At 71.3% G+C, this 16312-nt stretch carries 11 protein-coding genes and 1 pseudogene; 4 read left to right on the top strand and 8 right to left on the bottom strand.

The window, feature by feature from the left end:
- Positions 1–40 precede the first annotated feature (40 nt).
- The gene (locus K7B10_RS14975; RefSeq protein ID WP_229345068.1) at positions 41–1297 is read left to right on the top strand and encodes an HEXXH motif domain-containing protein; all 1257 of its coding nucleotides are present in this window, start codon (positions 41–43) and stop codon (positions 1295–1297) included.
- Positions 1298–1360: 63 nt separating this feature from the next.
- Positions 1361–4369 (top strand): FxSxx-COOH system tetratricopeptide repeat protein, encoded by a 3009-nt coding sequence (fxsT, locus tag K7B10_RS14970; protein ID WP_229336538.1) that lies wholly within the window; start codon positions 1361–1363, stop codon positions 4367–4369.
- Between the two features lie 189 nt (positions 4370–4558).
- Here fxsT and K7B10_RS14965 read toward each other — a convergent pair whose 3' ends face one another.
- The 3 genes from K7B10_RS14965 to K7B10_RS14955 all read right to left on the bottom strand — a co-directional run bounded on the left by K7B10_RS14965 (position 4559) and on the right by K7B10_RS14955 (position 7646).
- A complete protein-coding gene (locus K7B10_RS14965; RefSeq protein WP_229336537.1) occupies positions 4559–4933 on the bottom strand; it encodes a hypothetical protein in 375 nt (124 codons plus the stop codon).
- A 1006-nt stretch (positions 4934–5939) separates the two neighbouring features.
- Positions 5940–6518, bottom strand: a complete 579-nt coding sequence (locus tag K7B10_RS14960) for an HD domain-containing protein (RefSeq protein ID WP_229336536.1) — start codon at positions 6516–6518, stop codon at positions 5940–5942.
- A 12-nt stretch (positions 6519–6530) separates the two neighbouring features.
- Complete coding sequence (locus tag K7B10_RS14955) at positions 6531–7646, bottom strand: helix-turn-helix domain-containing protein (protein WP_229336535.1); 1116 nt, start codon at positions 7644–7646, stop codon at positions 6531–6533.
- Between the two features lie 165 nt (positions 7647–7811).
- On the opposite strand from K7B10_RS14955, the gene K7B10_RS14950 reads away from it, so the two are divergent.
- Positions 7812–8033, top strand: coding sequence for a hypothetical protein (locus K7B10_RS14950; protein ID WP_229336534.1), 222 nt, complete (start codon positions 7812–7814; stop codon positions 8031–8033).
- Positions 8034–8831: 798 nt separating this feature from the next.
- Here K7B10_RS14950 and K7B10_RS14945 read toward each other — a convergent pair.
- From K7B10_RS14945 to K7B10_RS14930, 4 genes are all read right to left on the bottom strand, one after another.
- Positions 8832–12713, bottom strand: a complete 3882-nt coding sequence (locus K7B10_RS14945) for a multifunctional oxoglutarate decarboxylase/oxoglutarate dehydrogenase thiamine pyrophosphate-binding subunit/dihydrolipoyllysine-residue succinyltransferase subunit (protein ID WP_229336533.1) — start codon at positions 12711–12713, stop codon at positions 8832–8834.
- A 259-nt stretch (positions 12714–12972) separates the two neighbouring features.
- Entirely contained in the window at positions 12973–14049 is a 1077-nt protein-coding gene (locus tag K7B10_RS14940; protein WP_504967663.1) for a HAMP domain-containing sensor histidine kinase, read from the bottom strand.
- Positions 14046–14786, bottom strand: coding sequence for a response regulator transcription factor (locus K7B10_RS14935; RefSeq protein WP_030153642.1), 741 nt, complete (start codon positions 14784–14786; stop codon positions 14046–14048). Before K7B10_RS14935 ends, K7B10_RS14940 begins: the two co-directional genes overlap by 4 nt.
- A 226-nt stretch (positions 14787–15012) precedes the next feature.
- Positions 15013–15156: a hypothetical protein gene (locus K7B10_RS14930; protein WP_372481413.1), complete on the bottom strand. Its 144-nt coding sequence runs from the start codon at positions 15154–15156 to the stop codon at positions 15013–15015.
- Between the two features lie 196 nt (positions 15157–15352).
- Here K7B10_RS14930 and K7B10_RS14925 point away from each other — a divergent pair.
- Positions 15353–15790, top strand: a pseudogene (locus tag K7B10_RS14925) (integrase core domain-containing protein); the annotation flags it as partial.
- Here K7B10_RS14925 and K7B10_RS14920 read toward each other — a convergent pair.
- Positions 15787–16155 carry a protealysin inhibitor emfourin gene (locus tag K7B10_RS14920; RefSeq protein ID WP_229336532.1) on the bottom strand — a complete coding sequence of 123 codons (369 nt, stop codon included), beginning with the start codon at positions 16153–16155 and terminating at the stop codon, positions 15787–15789. The pseudogene K7B10_RS14925 and the gene K7B10_RS14920 overlap by 4 nt on opposite strands.
- Positions 16156–16312 lie beyond the last annotated feature (157 nt).

Raw genomic sequence — 16312 nt, 5'->3', positions numbered from 1 at the left:
CGCCGCCCGCCGGCCGGGCGCCCCGGCGGACGGCCGCCTCGTGAGCGCCCCCCTGACCGGGTTCACCGTCACCTCGGCCACCCTGGGCGCCCTCGCCTCCACCGAGCCCTCCGCCGACGGCACCCGCCTGGTGCGCGACATCCGCCGCTCCAAGCGGCTCGTCCTGCTGCGCGGGGTCCTCGACGCCGCCCCCGGCGGCCGGGCCGGGGAGGCCGCCGACCACTGGGCCCTGCTGGAGGAGGCCGAACGGCACGATCCCGACGCCGTCCGCGACGTACTGCACTACCCGGCCACCGGGGTGTGGGCCGAGGAGACCCTGCGCCGGCTGTACGCCCCGTACGGGCCTCCGGCCGACCTGGGCCACCTCGGGGCCCTCGCCGCCGCCGCGGCCCTGCGCTCCGGAATCGCCTTCAAGGCCACGCTCCGGCCCGTCCACGGCCGGCTCGTGCTGCCCACCCTCGGACTGCTGCGCCCCGCCCGGCCCGGCCCGCTCGCCCTCACCGAGCGCTGCTGGGACCCCGAGGACCCCGCCGCCCTCGTCCTGCACTCCCTGCCCGGCGGCCGCACCGCCCTCGACGACCTCGACCCGTACCGGGCCCCCGGGCCCGCCCAGCCGGGGCCCGTCCGCCCCGCCCGCCGACTCACCCCCAAGGGCCACAAGCGCTGGGACACCCAGTGGTCGGGGGCGCTCACCTTGCTCGACCGGTACGACACCGCCCGCGCCGAGGAGATCGGCCTGCTGCTGCGCTCCGTCGTCCCGCTGGGCGGCGGCTCCCGCTCCAGCGGTGCCACCCTGCCCGCGGCCGCCGGGTCCGTCCTCGCCCGTACGCAGGCCCCGCCCGCGCTGGCCGCCACCCTCGTCCACGAGGTCCAGCACGGCAAGCTCACCGCCCTCGCCGACGTCCTGACCCTGCACACCGCCGACCGCACCCCCCGGCACTGGGCCCCCTGGCGCGCCGACCCCCGCCCGCTGGAGGGGCTCCTGCACGGTGCGTACGCCCACCTGGCCCTGGCCGGCTACTGGCAGCGCGCCGCCCTCTACGGCGCCCGCGGCGCCTGGGCCCAGCACGCCCGGATCCGCGCCCAGGTCGCCGCCGTCCTCCCCGCACTCCACCGGCATCCCCAACTCACCACCGCGGGGAAGGAGTTCACCGCCGCCATGGCCGTCGCGGAACGGGCCATGGACGACCTGCCACCCCCCGGCGACCAGCACGCCGTGGCCCGCCGCGCCGTCGACCGGGAGCGCCGCGACTGGTGCGCGCAGCACCCCGAACTCGCCCCGTTCGCAGAGGGCTGACGGACCGTCCGCTGCGGTACCTTTCAAGCCCGTCCACCGCCCGGATGCCAGGGAGACGGCCGCATGACCACCGGACTTCGCCAGGACCGAGACCGCGACGGAGCCGCGCAGCCGCAGCGCTTCGTCATCAGCTTCGCCGGGTTCAACCGGCCCTGGGCCGTGTGGATCGCCCACCGCCTGGAGGAGCACGGCCACCGCGTCGCCCTCGCGCGGTGGGACCCGCAGTCCACCCCCGGCCTCACCCCGGCACTCGACGACCTGGCCCGCAGCGGCAGCCGGGTCCTGCTCATCCTCAGCGAGCGCTACTTCTCGGCCGCCGCCCACACCGACGAGGAGTGGAACACCGCCCTGCGCACCGTCACCGACAGCCACCCCGACCGGTTCGCGGCCGTCTGCCTCACCGACGCGCCGCTGCCCAGCGCCGTGGCCGTACTGGAGAAGACCGACCTGTGGGGCCTGGACGCGTACGAGGCGGAGTACCGGGTGCTGCGCCGGCTGGAGCTGCCCACCGACCGGATCGGCGCCGAGACCGGCCGCCGCGGACCCCGCTTCCCCAACGATCCGCCCGAGATCTGGGGCCGGGTCCCGCGCCGCAACCCGCGCTTCACCGGCCGCAACGACGTCATCGGCCGACTGCGCGCCTCCCTCGCCGACGCCCCGCCCGGCGCCTCGACCGTCACCCTGCTCGGGCTGTCGGGGGTGGGCAAGACGCAGGTCGCCACGGAGTACGCCTACCGCTTCGCCTCCGAGTACGACGTCGTGTGGTGGGTCCCCGCCGAGGACCGGCCCACGCTGCGCGAGCGGCTCGCCGACCTGGCCCCGGCGATGGGCCTGCCGCGCGGCGCCGGCAGCTACGGCGAGCAGATCCGGGCCGTCCTGGAGGCGCTGCGCCGCGGATCCCCGTACAGCCGCTGGCTGGTGGTCTTCGACGGCTGCGACAACCCCGACGACCTGACCGACCTGCTGCCCTCGGGCGCGGGAGACGTGATCATCACCTCCCGCAACCGCGAATGGGCCTCCCGCCACACCAGCCTCCTCGAAGTCCCGCTGTACGCGCGGCCCGAGTCGATCACCTTCATCCGCCGCCGGGCCCGCCGGCTCACCGGCGAGGAGGCCGACCAGCTCGCCGAGGCCCTGGAGGACTACCCCCTCGCCCTCGACCAGACCGCCGGCTGGCTCGCCGACTCCCCGCTGACCGTCGGCGACTACCTGGCGCTGCTCCGGCGCAGACTGGACTCGCGGGAGGCCGTCACCGTCTCCGACGACTACCCGGTGCCCTTCCCGACGGCGCTGGCGATACTGCTGAACAACGTCCGGGAGAACTTCCCCGACGCGCTCTCCCTGCTGCGGCTGTTCGTGTTCTTCGCGCCCGGGCCGGTGCCGCTGCGGCTGCTGCGCGAGTTCCCCGCCGACGACGTGCCCGAGCAGCTCGCCGGGCTGATCAACGACCAGATCCGCTGGAACGCCGCCCTCAACAAGCTCGTCCAGTTCTCCGTCGTCCGCCTCGAATACTCCGACCTGGCGGTGGAGGAGGGCGGGGGCGGGCTGGAGACCGTGCAACTGCACCGCATGGTGCACGGGATCGTCCGGGGCGACCTCTCCGAGGAGGAGGCCGAACCCCTCTCGCGCGCCGTCCGGCAGGTCCTCGCGGCCGCCGACCCGGGCCGCCCCTCCGACTCCCGGCTGTGGCCGCGGTACGCCGAGCTGATCCCGCACCTGGAGAGCTCCGGCGTCCTGACCAGCAGCAACCCGCGGATCCAGACCTTCCTGTTGCACTGCCTGCGCTATCTGATCCTCGCCGGGGAGTACCGCACCTGTCTGCGGCTCGCCGAGCGGACCGACGCGGTGTGGCGCGCGATGCTCGGCGACGACCACGACCAGGTCCGCGAGCTCAGCTACCACTACGGCGGCGCCCTGCGGATGCTCGGGCACTTCAAGCGCGCCGAGACCCTGGCCAGATCGGTCGCCGACCGGCTGCTGGCCGAGCGGGGCGACCGGGACCTGGAGACCCTGCGCGCCACGAGCACGTACGCCGGGGTGCTGCTGAGCACGGCCAAGTTCGACCAGGCGCGCGAGCTGCTGGAGCACGCCTTCGCCCGCTACCGCGAGCTGCTCGGCGAGGACGACTCCACGACCCTGAACGCCGAGAACAACGTAGCCGTCGCGCTGCGGCTGCTGGGCCGCTACCAGGAGGCCTACGACGCCGACCTCGACACCCTGCGCCGCCGCGAACGGGTGCTGCGCGTGCGGCACATCGCGACCCTGTCCTCCGGCATCGGCTGCGCGATGGGACTGCGCCTGATGGGCCGCTACCGGGAAGCCCTCGCCCGCCAGGAACAGGGACTCAAACTCAACACCCAGGTCCTGGGCCTCAACCACCCCCAGACCCTGCGCGCCGAACACAACCTCGGCATGTGCCTGCGCCGCTCCGGGGACATCCCGGGCGCAGGGGCCCGGCTGCGCAGCGTCCTGGAGCGCTCGACCCGGGTGTTCGGCGCGGAGTTCCCCTGGACCCTGATGGTGGCCTCGGACTACGCAACGTACCTGCGGGAGTACGGGGACATCGGCGAGGCCCGCCGGATCTCGGAGGAGGTCGTACGGGGCTACCAGACGCAGCTGGGCCTGGCCCACCCGTACAGCATCGGCACGGTGGGCAACCTCGGCCTCGTCCTGCGCGCCCAGGGCGAACGGGTCGAGGCCCTCAACCTGGCGGAACAGGCCCTGGTCGGCATGCGCGGCGCGGTCGGGGACCGCCACCCGTGGACCCTGGGCTGCGCCCTGAACGCCACGGGCCACCGCAACATCACGGGACACTTCGAGGACGCGGTGTCCCTGAGCCGGGAAACCCTGCGGGGCTGCGAACGGATCCTGGGCCCGGACCACCCGATGACCCTGAGCGCCCAGATCGCCCTGGCGGCGGACCTCCGCTCGGTCCGCGAGGACACGGAGGCCCAGAAGCACGAGGACGCGGGCCTCAAGGCCCTGACCCGCACCCTGGGGCCCCAACACGTCCACACGGTCTCGGCCCGCCAACAGAACCGCCCGTACTGGGACTTCGAGCCCCAGCCGTAGACGGCGGCGGACGCGGTACGCCCGCGCGGCGTTCGGCGTCCGGTCTCGCGGCTCGTAGTGGCACCTGCCATGAGACCGGGCGGCGGTGGGACCTTCAACCGTCGCCGGATGTGAAGACGGCGCCGGAGTCCTCCGGATCGCTCAGCCGTGATATGAGGCGGAGGCGATGTTCGGAGCCACCGGTGGTGGTCACTTGAGCTGGATGCTGGCGCCGAAAATGTTGCCGACCTCCGCGCACTCCTTGACGTTGGCCCGGCTGAAATAGGGAGTGCTGGCGGTGCCGGTCAGTCCCTTCGCGGTCGCAGTGCAGTACCAGTTGCCAGCCCCCTTGTACTCCACCTTGTAAACCTCGCTCTTTCCTGCCGCTATGTTTCCCGAGCACTTCGTCGCGACGTCCGTGTGGACGCAGATGTTCGCGATGGTCGCCGAGAAGTTGCTGAGGCGGAAGGCCGCGACCGGTGCCGCCTGGCTCGCGGGTGCGGTCACGAGCATTCCCGCGCCGACGGCCGCCACCATTCCGGCGACCGTTGCCAGCCTGGTGCTCCGCTTTACGGTTCGAGACATGTTTCCTCCTGTTGTGGCAATTCCATGCTGCGATATGTGAATGGACTGGCCTGTGATTGCGTGACAGGCGCATCGGTGGAGCTCGGAAATTCCGTACTTCCCCGGAGCTGAACCGGAATCGGGTGCAGCTTGCGCCGACCGGTCGAACTCGGGGATGTATGAACACGCTAGAGGCAGCAGGGGACTTGAGAGCGTTCCGAAAGGGGGCGTCAGAAATCGGTAAGATCATCGGCCGCCCCGGCCTGGCCGGAGCGGGGGCCCGGACCCGGGGCAGATCCCTGCCCGGGGCACATGGCCAGGGGCTTCCGGGAGCCCCCGTGATGCATGAAGCGGTACCCCGCCCCTTCGAGGAAGAGGCCGTGGCCAACATCGAGGCTGCGTGCTGGAACCTGCCGACCTGTTCACCCGGCTGCCGGTGCCCCCCGGACCCCTGCGCCGAGTGCGCCGCTCACGTCTTGGCCCGCGAAAGGATCTCGATGGCCAACGAGGAGCAGACCCCCGGGCCGGCTGCTCGTGGCGGGCTGATCGCCGCCAGGACACCTCAGCCGCGTAGCGATCCGTCGCGGCCTGTGCCCAGCCCCGGACGGCCGCCGGACGCTGTCCGCGAGAGGTGCGTAGCGATCTACTGCGCCCCTGTCCGGTGGGCTGTTGGTCGCTGTTTCGTGCGGGTCGAACCGCCGCCGACCCTCCAGAGGTAGGGGTCAGAGAGCAAGGAGCAGGCAGATCAGGGACCGGCTGCCACGTTCCCGGGGCAGCGTCCGGCCAAGGCCCACCACCCCGGCCCGGCCGGGCAGGGTTGTGGCGCGGGCATCAGGCAACATTCCGCCCGGGCCAATGCGTAAGCATGTTCCGAGTCGGTGGCGGGTCTACCCGCACGAAACAGTGGTCAGCAGCCCATCGGAGTCAGGCGCGCAGCAGATCGTTACGTGCTCCTCATGCTTGGCGTCCGACGGCCGTCCGGGGCTGAGCGGTTGGTCATTGGACTGTTCTCGTCGACTGCAGGGCCTCAGGCCTTCTCGCCGAGGGCGTTGCGCAGCCAGTCCAGCGGTCCCTGTGAGAGCAGTTCGTCGGCCAGCCGCTGCCCCGTCTCGGTCGCGATCCGGGCCCGGCTGTTGTCGATCCACCGCTGTGCGTTCGCGTAGCCCTGGGCCTTGTACTCGATGCCCTGGAGCATGCACTCCAGCTTGTCCGCGTCGCGGGCGCAGACCGCCTCGGGTGAGTCTTTCGCCTCGTACTCGGCGACCAGCTCGCGAATCGCCGACGCGAGTACGTCGGGCATGCCCGCTGTCTGGTCGGCCGTCACGGCCTGCGGGTCGCCAGCCGGCGCGTACTTCTTCCCGAGGTGGTTGACGTCCCCGGTACGGGTCTCCTGGGTGTCGTGCCAGACGGCCAGGAACGCGGCACGCGCGGGGTCGGCGCCCTCCAGCTTCGCGATCACCGACGCGATGAGCGAGGTGCGCCACGAGTGCTCGGCGACGCTCTCGGGGTCGTTGACGCCGGCCATCCACCAGCCCGTTCGGCGGGTGTGCTTGAGCGTGCCGGCCTCGTAGAGGAAGCGCGCCACCGCGGACAGGTCGTCAGCCACTGTGTCTCCTTCTCATGCCTCGGCGAGGCGAATCGCGTACCGGATGCCTTCCAGCTCTCGGCGCGCACGCGTCGAGACCGTAGGGCCATCCAACAGCACGGGCAGCTGCGCCCGCAGCGCGCAGCCTGCTTCCGAGCTTGTACGGAGGAGTCCCGGGCGGACCGCGAGGAGGGCCCACAGCGTATGCACGTTGAGGTCGAAGAAGCCGTGTTGCGGGACGAGCCCGCCGACGAGGTGTTGGAGCAGCCGGCGGCCGTGCCAGGCCATCGTGCCGGGAGCGGCGATGAAGTCGTCGGACAACTCGGGGTGCCCGGATTCCCCGATCCAATAGGCCCAGTAGCTCAGGTTGGCTGCCTCGCCCGCGTCATCGTCCAGCGCGGTGGAGATGAAGTGCGCCATCCGGTCCAGGTCGCCCTGGCGGGCGGCTACTGCGGCAACCGAGCGGGAGGTGAGCCACTGGGTGAGCCAGTCGGACGGTCGCCCGGTCTTACGTTGCTGGATGAGCCAGTCGGAGGTGTCGGCCGCGTCGTCGTAGCCCGCGAGGTAGAGGGCCTGGCGTCGGAGGAGGAACTGACTTCCGGCTCGGGCTTCCTCGGCCATGCGCCGCATGTGGCCGAAGAACCGGCGGCGCTCGTCCCAGGTGAGCTCGGGCCGGCCGGCGGTCGGACCGCGGCGGGGGCGTGACTGCGGCTGGAGGGCCCGCATGGGTTCTGGGGTGACGCCGTTCAGCGGCCAGGCCAGCACCTCGACCAGATCGCGTTGCATGACCCACGCGCCGAGCGGGCTGTCGCCCGGCGTGCCCTCGTCGTCCAGTGCGCCGGCCAGTAGGACGTCAGCCTCCAGAGCCTTCTCCAGGGCGAGGAGCAGGGCGGGGGTGGCACCCATCCGCATGAGGCGGTGCCGGTGTACGAGCATCTGGCCGACGGTGAGTGAGGTAAGCGGGCGGCGGCCGGTCTCCCAGCCGGCGACGGTGTCCGCTGAGACCGCGAACGCCTCGGCGAGGGTCTCTTGGGTGTGGCCGAGCTGCTCACGAATGACGCGGAAGACGTAGCCGGACACTATGCCGCCGCGGCGTCGCGCACGGCTTCCCTGACTGGCAGTCAGGGTGGAAGTCGGATTTGCGCCCATGACGCTCCCTCTGCCTCGGCGCGCGACCAAGCAACCCGTACTGGCGATCACTTCGAGCGGATCGACCCGAAACCTAGGCTCGTGGCTGTGGTCACCAGCGGCGCTCAGCGTAGCGCGGGAGGCCGGCTCGACACCCGCTGACGGCGTAGGGAGTGAGACCCCGTGATGCATGAAGCAGTACCCCGCCCCTTCGAAGACGTTCCGCATTCGCTGCTCCGCAAGCGGGTCCGCGACATCGCCTCCGGCATCGAGGGCGAGCTGATGGCCGTGGTCCGGGAGGACGTCTCCGACACACCGGTCCGTGAGCACTGGGTGAAGCTGGCGTACGTCCGGGGTCCGTCCGGGCGGGAGATCTCCACGGCCGTGGCCAACATCGAGGCCGTCTGATGGAGGCCGCCGAGCTGTTCCCGCGGTTGCCCGTGCCCCCGGATTCCTGCTCCGAGTGTGCCGCCCACATTCCAGGCCCAGGTGGAGCGTGACCGCTCGCGCGTCAGCGACATGAACGTGCTGATCATGCGACATCACCCCGAGCTCCGGGCCCGCCGCTGAACGCGCAGCCCATGGCGGGCTGGTCGCCGCCAGGGCGCCTCAGCCGCGTAGCGGTCTGTGGCGGCCTGTGCTCAGCCCCGGACGGCCGCCGGACGCCGGCGTCGAGGAGCGCGCGGCGATGTGAGGCGATCGGCGGCTCCCGCACGGCTCCTGGTCGCTGTTTGGTGTGGGTAGAGCCGTCACCGACCTTGTCCAGCCACGGTGGCGGGCCTTGGCCGGACGTCGTCCCGGGGAACGCGACAGTCGCTGCCTGGTCTGCCCGTGCGGCTCCTTCTGACCCGTGCCGTTCTTTGGGGGGTTCCCGGCAGTCCTTGTCTTTCCGGGGTGGGGCGGGCGGTCAGGGGTGGCCGTAGGCCATCGCGGAGCGACGCGAACGCAGCGAGCGCCCTTGAGGGACCGGCCCGCACCAGAAGGACTATGGGACTGACGGGAAACCCCCAAACCCCCCTGGTTCAGGGTGATGAGGTGCCAAACCTCGAAGCCCCAGGCTCGCCCGTGGGGGCGGGTGGGCGAACGCCGGGTCCGGTGGTGGGAGAGGGGGGTGAAGGCCCCGAGCGAGCGAAGCCCCGTACCCCGGACGACCGGAAGGCCCGGCACCCCATCGGGGTGCCGGGCCTTCGGGCCGTGCGGTGAGGCTTACGCCTCGAAGACCTCGTTCAGCAGGAGCTGCTGCTCCGCCTGGTGGCGCTTCGCCGAGCCCACCGCGGGGGAGGAGCCGTGCGGGCGCGAGATGCGCCGCAGGCGCTCGCCCGCCGGGACGTCCGCGCCGACCGCCAGGTCGAGGTGGTCGATCAGGTTGAGCGCGATGAACGGCCACGCACCCTGGTTCGCCGGCTCTTCCTGCGCCCAGATGTACTTCGCCGCGTTCGGGAACTTGGCGATCTCCGCCTGGATCTCGGCACCCGCCAGCGGGTACAGCCGCTCGATGCGGATGATCGCGGTGTCCGTGATGCCGCGCTTCTCCCGCTCGGCCTCCAGGTCGTAGTAGACCTTGCCCGCGCAGAAGACGACCTTGCGGACCGCGTTCGGGTCCACCGTGGTGTCGCCGATGACCGGACGGAACGAACCGTTCGTGAACTCTTCCGCCTTCGACGCCGCCGCCTTCAGGCGCAGCATCGACTTCGGGGTGAAGACGATGAGCGGCTTGTGGTGCGGGTTGTGGACCTGCCAGCGCAGCAGGTGGAAGTAGTTCGACGGCAGGGTCGGCATCGCGACCGTCATGTTGTCCTGCGCGCACATCTGGAGGAAGCGCTCCGGGCGGGCGGACGAGTGGTCCGGGCCCTGGCCCTCGTAGCCGTGCGGGAGGAGCAGGGTGACGCCGCTGGTCTGGCCCCACTTCTGCTCCGCCGAGGAGATGAACTCGTCGACGACGGTCTGCGCGCCGTTGACGAAGTCACCGAACTGGGCCTCCCAGAGGACCAGCGCGTCCGGGCGGGCCAGCGAGTAGCCGTACTCGAAGCCCATGGCCGCGTACTCGGAGAGCAGCGAGTCGTAGACGTTGTAGCGGGCCTGCTCGTCCGAGAGGTACTGCAGCGGGGTGTAGTCCTCGCCGGTCTCCCGGTCGATGAGGACCGCGTGGCGCTGGCCGAACGTACCGCGGCGGGAGTCCTGGCCGGACAGGCGGACCGGGGTGCCCTCCATCAGCAGCGAGCCGAAGGCGAGGGTCTCGCCCATGCCCCAGTCGATGGTGCCGTCGTCGATCATCGCGGCACGGCGCTGCAGCTGCGGCAGCAGACGCGGGTGCACGGTGACGTGGTCCGGGATGTTGACCTGGGACTCGGCGATCCGCTTGACGACGTCCTGCGAGATGGCGGTGTTCACCGCGACCGGGAACTCCTGCGCGGTCTGCGCGGGCGGCACCGGGGCGCCGGCGGGCTGCGTGGCGGCCTCGCGGACCTCCGCGAAGACCTTCTCCAGCTGGCCCTGGAAGTCCTGGAGCGCCTGCTCCGCCTCTTCCAGCGTGATGTCACCGCGACCGATGAGGGACTCGGTGTACAGCTTGCGCACCGAGCGCTTCTTGTCGATCAGGTCGTACATCAGCGGCTGCGTGAACGCCGGGTTGTCCGACTCGTTGTGACCGCGGCGGCGGTAGCAGATGAGGTCGATCACGACGTCCTTGTTGAACGCCTGGCGGAACTCGAAGGCGAGCCGCGCGATGCGGACCACGGCCTCCGGGTCGTCGCCGTTCACGTGGAAGATCGGCGCCTCGATCATGCGGGCCACGTCGGTCGCGTACATCGAGGAACGCGAGGACTCCGGGGCGGCGGTGAAGCCGACCTGGTTGTTGATCACGACGTGGACGGTGCCGCCGGTGCGGTAGCCGCGCAGCTGCGACATGTTCAGGGTCTCGGCGACGACACCCTGGCCGGCGAAGGCCGCGTCACCGTGCAGGGCGACGGGCAGGACGGTGAAGTCCGTGCCGCCCTTGTTGATGACGTCCTGCTTGGCGCGGACGACGCCCTCCAGGACCGGGTCCACGGCCTCCAGGTGCGAGGGGTTGGCGACGAGCGAGACCTTGATCTGCTCCCCGTCCAGGCCCGTGAAGGTGCCCTCGGCGCCCAGGTGGTACTTGACGTCACCGGAGCCGTGCATGGACTTCGGGTCGAGGTTGCCCTCGAACTCGCGGAAGATCTGCGCGTACGACTTGCCGACGATGTTCGCGAGCACGTTCAGGCGGCCGCGGTGGGCCATGCCGATCGCGACCTCGTCGAGGCGGGCCTCGGCGGCCGAGTCGATGACGGCGTCGAGCAGCGGGATGACGGACTCGCCGCCCTCCAGCGAGAAGCGCTTCTGGCCGACGTACTTCGTCTGCAGGAAGGTCTCGAAGGCCTCCGCCGCGTTCAGGCGGCGCAGGATGCGCAGCTGCTCCTCGCGCTCCGGCTTGGAGTGCGGGCGCTCGATGCGGTCCTGGATCCAGCGGCGCTGCTTCGGGTCCTGGATGTGCATGAACTCGACGCCGGTGGTGCGGCAGTACGAGTCGCGCAGGACGCCGAGGATGTCGCGGAGCTTCATCATCGACTTGCCGGAGAAGCCGCCGACCGCGAACTCGCGCTCCAGGTCCCACAGGGTGAGGCCGTGCTCGGTGATGTCGAGGTCGGGGTGCTTGCGCTGCTTGTACTCCAGCGGGTCGGTGTCGGCCATGACGTGGCCGCGGACCCGGTAGGAGTGGATCAGCTCGAAGACGCGGGCGGCCTTCGTGACGTCGTCGTCGTGCGAGGCGTCGATGTCCCGGAGCCAGCGGACGGGCTCGTACGGGATGCGCAGCGCCTCGAACACGTCGTCGTAGAAGCCGCTCTCGCCGAGCAGCATGTTCGCGACGATGCGCAGGAACTCGCCGGAGGCCGCGCCCTGGATGACCCGGTGGTCGTAGGTCGAGGTCAGGGTCATGACCTTGGAGATGCCCAGCTTGTTCAGGGTGTCCTGCGAGGTGCCCTGGAACTCGGCGGGGTAGTCCATGGAGCCGACGCCCATGATGACCGACTGTCCGGGCATCAGGCGGGGCACGGAGTGGACGGTGCCCAGGCCGCCGGGGTTGGTCAGCGAGACGGTGACGCCGGTGAAGTCGTCCATCGTCAGCTTGCCGACGCGGGCGCGGCGGACGATGTCCTCGTACGCCTGCCAGAACTCGAAGAAGTTGAGGGTCTCGGCCTTCTTGATGCCGGCGACGACGAGCTGGCGGTCGCCGTTCGGCTTCACCAGGTCGATCGCGAGGCCGAAGTTCACGTGCTCCGGCTTGACCAGGGTGGGCTTGCCGTCCTTCTCCGCGAAGGAGTAGTTCATCGACGGCATGGCCTTGATGGCCTGCACCATCGCGTAGCCGATCAGGTGCGTGAAGGAGATCTTCCCGCCCCGGGCGCGCTTCAGGTGGTTGTTGATGACGATGCGGTTGTCGAACAGCAGCTTCACCGGGACGGCGCGGACGGACGTGGCCGTCGGGACGTCGAGGGAGGCGTTCATGTTCTTGGCCACGGCGGCCGCCGGGCCGCGGAGCGTCACCAGCTCGGGGCCCGCGGGGGCCTCGGCGGCGGGCGCGGCCTTCTGGGCGGCGACGGGGGCGGCGGCCGGAGCCGGGGCCTGAGGGGCTGCGGCGGCCGGTGCGGCGGCCTGGGCCTGGGAGGTGACAGTCACAGCAGGGGCACCAGAGGGGGTGGCAGGAGCAGGGGCAGGAGCTGACACAGGCGTGGGCGCGGCGGCAGGAGTCGGCGCGGCGCTCGCCGCCCCCGTGGCGGCGGCGTCGGAGACCTGCGGGGCGACAGCGGCGGCGGCCTGTGCGGAGGCGCCGTCCGTCGTCGGGGACTTCCTGGGCTCATCCGGCTTCACCGGAGACGCAGCGCCCCCCGGCTTGTAGTCGGCGAAGAAGTCCCACCAGGCCCGGTCGACCGAATTCGGGTCCTGGAGGTACTGCTGATAGATCTCGTCGACGAGCCACTCGTTGGCACCGAAGCCTGAGGCAGGGGTCTTCCCGCCCTCTGCTGCTTCGGTCGTGGTGCTCGGGTTACTGGGGGACTGTGGCGACACGGCGGCAACCGCCCTCTTCCGCTTCACAAGGTATGGACAGCGGGAATAAAGGCTACGCCTCCCTGGCCGGTGGATGCAGACCGGGCGGGAGATACGTCATGTAGGTCACACCGAACGGCGGGTTTCGCCGCTCTGAATGGCGGGAAACCAGCCTGGTTCGGGTAGGGGGCAGCGTGGTTGCGGCCCCCATGGCTTCGCACCCCTGACGGACCCCGGGCACGTGTGGCCGAGATCATGTCCTACGCACTCGAACCCTACGTCAATGTGACGCCTTGGAGCTGCCCGGAAGCGTGACGAGGATGCGGCAGCCGCGTGACGATTCGGCCACCCCGATATGCCCCCCGTGCAGGCCGACGGCCCAGCGGGCGATCGCCAGCCCCAGTCCGGTGCCCCCGTCGCCGCCGTTCGCGCCGCCCCGGTTGAACCGCTCGAAGACCCGGTGCCGCTCGGCCTCCGGGATGCCCGGGCCCTCGTCCCGTACCTCCAGTGCCAGGCTCCCGGGTGCTTCGCCCTCCCGGGCCCGGACCGTGACCCGGCCGTGCGGCGGGCTGTGCTTGACCGCGTTGTCGATCAGGTTCGCCACCACCTGGTGCAGGCGCTCGGCGTCCGCGTACGCCGTGAGCCCGGGCGGGAACACGTCCAGGTGCAGGTGTACGTCGTTGCGGGTGTGCCCGCCCGAGCCGGAGGACAGGCCCGGCCGCCCGGCCGCCGCGAGGCCCGATTCCTTCAGGACCCCCGACAGGTACGGCCACACCTCGAAGCGGCGCGCCTTCAGCGGCACCACCCCGTTGTCCACCCGGGACAGGTCCAGCAGGGTCTCCACGAGCCGGCCCAGGCGCTCGGTCTGCTTCAGCATCGTGCGCATGGTCTCGGGGTCGGCCGCCGAGACCCCGTCGACCACGTTCTCCAGCACCGCCCGCAGCGCCGCGATCGGCGTGCGCAGCTCGTGCGAGACGTTGGCGACCAGCTCCTTGCGGTGCCGGTCCACCGCCTCCAGGTCGTCCGCCATCAGGTTGATCGTGGACGCCAGGTCGCCCAGCTCGTCGCGGCGCCCGGCCCCGCGCACCCGGCGCGTGTAGTCGCCGTCGGATATCGCCCGGGCCACCGTGGTCATCTCGTCCAGCGGCGCGGTCAGGCTGTGCGCCACGAACTGCGTGATCAGCATGGAGGCGATCACCGAGAACACCGTGATGAACCGGAACTCGGTGCTCGTGCGCACCGCCACCATCAGCAGGCCCGTGGTGATGAAGACCGAGACCACGACGAGCGTGCCCAGCTTGGTCTTGATCGAGAACGGCGAGAACGGCCGCAGCCCGCCGGGGCGCCCGATGCTCACGCCTGCGCCGGGGTCTCCAGGGCGTACCCGACGCCGTGGACCGTACGGATCCGCTCCGCCCCGATCTTGCGGCGCAGGGCCTTGATGTGGCTGTCGACCGTACGGGTCCCGGACGCGTCGGCCCAGTCCCAGACCTCGGCGAGCAGCTGCTCCCGCGAGAGGACCGCCCGCGGGGTCCCGGCCAGGCAGACCAGCAGGTCGAACTCGGTCGGCGTCAGGTGCACGTCCTCGGCCTGGACCCGGACCCGGCGCTGCGCGTGGTCGATCTCGAGGTCGCCCAGGCGCAGGGTGGCCCCGCGCGGGGCGGTGGCGGCCAGGGTGGCCCGCTCCACTCGCCGCAGCAGGACGTGGACCCGCGCCGCGAGCTCGCGCATCGAGAACGGCTTCGTCATGTAGTCGTCCGCGCCGACCCCGAGCCCGACCAGCATGTCGGTCTCGTCGTCCCGCGCGGTGAGCATGAGCACCGGCACCGGCCGCTGGGCCTGGACCCGGCGGCAGACCTCCAGGCCGTCGAAGCCGGGCAGCATCACGTCGAGCACCAGCAGCTCGGGCTGCCAGCTCTCGGCCGCCGCCACGGCGGCCGGTCCGTCGAACGCGGCCTGCACCTGGAAACCCTCGGCGCGCAGCCGGGCCGCGATGGCGTCGGCGATCGTACGGTCGTCCTCGACCACGAGCACGCGCCGCTGAGCGCCGGGGGTTGCCGCGGCACCGCCGTGGGTGGTGTGTGTCTGTTCCATTTCCCGCCCCTGAAGATCCGCGTGGTAGGGGTGCAGCGTAGAGGAGGCACCGGCCTGCGGCTATGCGGGGTTCAGACAGGGAAAAGGGCGGAACCGAAGGTTCCGATTATGGCGGGAATGCGGATATGGGCGGTGATGCCGGGTGGCCGTCCCCCCACGGCACGGCCACCCGGTGCGCGGTGATCGTCAACCACCGCGCGCATGGGAGGACACTTTTGTCGACCCCCTACAGGGACAGCCCGTGCCCGTACGGGAACACAGGGTCGACGGTGTCGTTCGGCACGTCCGGCCGCGAGGCCTCCACCGCCGCCATCGACCGCGGCAGCTCGAAGGGCAGCCTCCCCTCCGCCGCGGCCCGGCCGAAGGCCACGTCCAGCAGCGCTGAGTCCTCGGCGCCGTAGTCCGCGATCAGCGCCGCCGCCCGCTGCGCGGGATCTCGACGGCGGGCACGGGCCTGGCGGACAGGCAGGCCTAGCTGTATTGACCACGAGCGTTGTTAACGGTGCTGGGTCTTGATCATGGCGGAGACCTCCGGTGTGGTGGAGGTGTCTAGGCTCCACACCTCCTACGTCCATTCCGCGGTCGACGACCACTCCCGCCTGGCCTACAGCGAGGTCCTGACCGACGAACGCAAGGAGACCGCCGCCGGCTTCTGGGAGCGGGCGAACTCCTTCTTCGCCGACCACGCGATCACCGTTGAACGGGTCCTGACCGACAACGGCTCCTGCTACAGGTCGAAGCTGTTCACCCAGACCCTGGCCAGGGCCGGGATCACCCACAAACGAACCCGGCCCTACCGGCCGCAGACCAACGGCAAGGTCGAACGTTTCAACCGCACCCTGCTCGACGAGTGGGCCTATCTGAGGCCCTACACCTCCAACGACGAGCGGACCAAAGCCCTGGCAGACTTCCTCCACACCTACAACCACCACCGCTGCCACACGGCACTCGGCGGACACCCGCCCATCAGCCGAATCAACAACGCTGCGGGTCAATACACCTAGCCCTCCTCGAACGCGGGGAGCTCGGCCAGGACGGCGCGCAGGGCCGGGGTCAGGGACTCCTGGGCCACGGTGACCTCGTAGCCGCCGTGCACGAAGGTGTAGACGAACCCGTCGAACACTGCCGGGCCGCCCGTCGGGAACCTCGGCAGGCGCGCGAGGTCCGCCTGCGCGAGCGCCGTGCGCAGCTTCGCCCGCCGGTCCTCGGGCAGCTTGCCGGTGCCGGCCGGGCGCATCTGCCGGTCCAGCCGGGTCCACGAGCCGTCGCCCTTGACCAGCAGGGTGGACGACTTCCCGGCGTAGCCGCCGCTGCGGGTGACCGTGACCAGGCGCTCCAGCGCCGAGGAGGGCCCGGGGGAGACGGGCACGGACGAGGCGCTCGGGGCGCCCGTCGGCTTCCCCGGCGGTGCGCCGGTCGTGCTCGGCGACGCGGGACCGGGAGAGGGCGCGCCCGAAGGGGAGGCCGACGTGGTGGGCCCCCCGCTGCCGCCCGGCGGGGGCTTCGCGGACGGCTCGTCCGACCCG

It is taken from the genome of Streptomyces flavotricini, from assembly GCF_020639365.1.
GTDB lineage: Bacteria > Actinomycetota > Actinomycetes > Streptomycetales > Streptomycetaceae > Streptomyces > Streptomyces flavotricini.
This window is presented reverse-complemented; position numbering and strand designations above follow the sequence as displayed.

What these genes read in the sequence shown, in the direction of transcription:
- fxsT (WP_229336538.1), top strand. Translation starts at nt 1,361, where the DNA reads ATGACCACCGGACTTCGCCAGGACCGAGACCGCGACGGAGCCGCGCAG.
- K7B10_RS14965 (WP_229336537.1), bottom strand. Translation starts at nt 4,933, where the DNA reads ATGTCTCGAACCGTAAAGCGGAGCACCAGGCTGGCAACGGTCGCCGGA.
- K7B10_RS14955 (WP_229336535.1), bottom strand. Translation starts at nt 7,646, where the DNA reads ATGGGCGCAAATCCGACTTCCACCCTGACTGCCAGTCAGGGAAGCCGT.
- K7B10_RS14950 (WP_229336534.1), top strand. Translation starts at nt 7,812, where the DNA reads ATGCATGAAGCAGTACCCCGCCCCTTCGAAGACGTTCCGCATTCGCTG.
- K7B10_RS14935 (WP_030153642.1), bottom strand. Translation starts at nt 14,786, where the DNA reads ATGGAACAGACACACACCACCCACGGCGGTGCCGCGGCAACCCCCGGC.